The organism is Noviherbaspirillum sp., assembly GCF_035944575.1.
Classification (GTDB): domain Bacteria; phylum Pseudomonadota; class Gammaproteobacteria; order Burkholderiales; family Burkholderiaceae_D; genus Noviherbaspirillum.
Genome location: NZ_DASZBA010000108.1, coordinates 1 through 2,469, shown reverse-complemented (window position 1 = coordinate 2,469; position 2,469 = coordinate 1). Strand labels below are relative to the sequence as shown.

Annotated in this window: 2 protein-coding genes and 1 pseudogene; 1 reads left to right on the top strand and 2 read right to left on the bottom strand. The window is 59.9% G+C overall.

The window, feature by feature from the left end:
- Positions 1–396 precede the first annotated feature (396 nt).
- Positions 397–963 (top strand): hypothetical protein, encoded by a 567-nt coding sequence (locus VGU61_RS06815; RefSeq protein ID WP_326858353.1) that lies wholly within the window; start codon positions 397–399, stop codon positions 961–963.
- 38 nt (positions 964–1,001) lie between these two features.
- Here the strand turns inward: VGU61_RS06815 and VGU61_RS06810 are convergent, their stop codons facing one another.
- Together VGU61_RS06810 and VGU61_RS06805 are read right to left on the bottom strand one after the other, a co-directional pair.
- Complete coding sequence (locus tag VGU61_RS06810) at positions 1,002–2,207, bottom strand: hypothetical protein (protein WP_326858352.1); 1,206 nt, start codon at positions 2,205–2,207, stop codon at positions 1,002–1,004.
- Positions 2,208–2,264: 57 nt separating this feature from the next.
- Positions 2,265–2,469: pseudogene (locus tag VGU61_RS06805) on the bottom strand (alpha/beta hydrolase); the annotation flags it as partial.

Below are 2,469 nucleotides of genomic sequence, written 5' to 3'. Positions count from 1 at the left end.
CATCTGCCTTCGACGCATGGCTTGCACACCGCGGTCGGCAAAATGAAAACTCGATGAAGACACATGTATCCCGCCTGCATTGCTGCGCCGAGGAAACAGGATTGTTCATCGATGAGTAGCAATGTGACATTGAAGGAATAGTATGGTTCTGCTAATGACGAAGGAGACTCGAAAAGTTATGAGGTGCGTACAGTCCGGCGATACGAAACGAAGCGGAGAAAGGTTTGCCGGCGAGGAGTAACGGCGATCCGCAGGGGCGTATGTGACCATGGGGAAAGAGCGCTGCGATGAATTGTTAAACGATCGCATTATCTGATGTCCCGCAATATGAAAAATGAAGGAAGGCGAAGAATCGATACAGCCTTCCCGTTGATTTACTTCCACATCAAAAACGCCATGAAAGCAATAGCGCCCAGTTTTGTATCGATCGCATTTTGCCTTGCGGCAGCGCCAGCGTTAGCCCAGGAAGTCGTGGTGAAGACGGCACCGCCCGGTCCCGTGGCAACCACCATTTACCGCCAGGTGTTGCCGGATGGACGTATCGTGTATTCGGACAAGGCGGTCAAGGGCGCGAGGATCGATGGCCTGATCACGGTGGATCAGCCGATCAAGGGAAATCTCTGGACCACGGTGCCCAGTGCCCGTGCCGCCCGGACTGATGTACCGCCGCAGAGCGTGCAAACGCCGATCAAGCGTGTCAATACCAATCCCGAACCCGGCAAGCGAAGGACGCTGGACGACGCCACGATGAACCTCATGCGGGCGGAGAGCAAGCTGGAAGATGCGACGATGCGGCAGCAGGCGGGTGTCGAGCCTTTGCCGGGAGAGCGTACCGGGATTGTCGGCGGCGGCACGCGCCTGAACCGCGCCTATCACGCAAGGCAACGCGCTCTGGCAAGGGACGTGGCTGAAGCAAAAGAAGAAGTGCGCAGGGCCATTACCGAGCGCGATGCGCTGAAGTAGCGCCAAGTGTAAATCCTGATGTTCCGCCGGCATTGCCCTCACTGCGCCGATATGGCCGCATCCCGCACCGCTCCCGCCGGCAGCGAAGCAACCCACGATTGATATCCCGCGCGATCACGTTGCTGCCAGAACCTCGCCAGATGCGTGGTTGCCGCCACCTGTATTTCGCTGTCGGCAATCGACGGCAGCACCGCCGCCACTTCATTCGGTTTGGCATACGACCAGCGGTACAGCAGGTTCAACGCCGTGCCGGTGTAGCTTTCATCGGTGCTGTATTGGGAGAGCCAGTTCCAGGCGGCGGGCAGATCATCCTGGGCCTTTTGCATCGCGAGTTCACCCATCAGGCTCTCCCTGATGAGAGGGTCGGAGACGCGGTTCAGATAGTTTGCCGCCTGGCTGGGATTGCTGGTCACCACGCTGGCGCTGACTTCATTGAGAACTTGGGACGGCAGCTTGTCGGATTGCTGGAGAACCGTGCCGACCCATGCATATGCCTGTGCCGGGTCCTGCTGCGCATAGGCGACGGCAACCTGCTGGATCAGGGCGAGCGGAGCCTGGCTTTCCATGCCGGCGACGGTCTTCGCCGCCAACGGCAAGTCTTCCCGGATCAAATTGGGCAATACCGCGGCGATCAGTTCCCCTTGCGGGTCGCGTCCGGGGTTCTGTTGCAGCCATGCAAGCGCATCCTGCGGCGCCTTGTCAGCGATCGCACCGAGCGTCGCGGCAAGCACCGTGTTCGCATCGTGGCCGATGCTGTCGATATACGCCTGAAACTTGTCCGGCTGCTCCCGGGCCAGCATGGCGAGCGCGTTCGCCACGATCTCCTGGCGCTCCTCGGCGCGGATGCTTTCGAGCTGGGACAAGGCCTGCGCGGGGTTGTCGCGCACCCAGCGGTTATAGACCGACTGCAGCTTGCGGATGCGTTCGTCGGTCGCCGGTTCCTGCGACATGTTGCGTAAAGCGGTGTGGAATGCGGCTTCAAGATCGCTGGCGGGCATGGCGGTGCCGCCGCCACGCATGACCTGCATCAGGTCGCTGAATGTGAATCCGCTTGCGCCGTTTCCGTCCTTCGCTGCCTGAACAGTGCCGGCAGCGCCGGGCGATGCCTTTGCGGAAGCTTGCCCGACGGCTTTCGTTTCGGTCGGGAACCCATTTTCCGCACGCTCGAACAACTGCATGCCGATCGGCACGCCGATCAGCGGCGCCAGCAGGAAAGGAATCACGTTCTTGTAATTCATAGGCATGCGATGTTCTCGTTACCTGCGCGGCGGACGGATAGATCCATCCGCCGCGCAGCCCGATCAATACGGGCAGGTTTCGCGGTACTCGGAAATTGCCGTGTTAGATAAGTCGGCCTGGTGTTCCGTTCCGCACAGGTAAGGACTGTAGCGGGTATCGTTGTCGATGAAGCGCTTCATCCACGACACGCCGTACTTGCCGATCAGCCCGGCATTGCTGTTGCCGCTATTGGCGCAGCTGTGGCTGCCGTTGTTGATTTCCAGATAC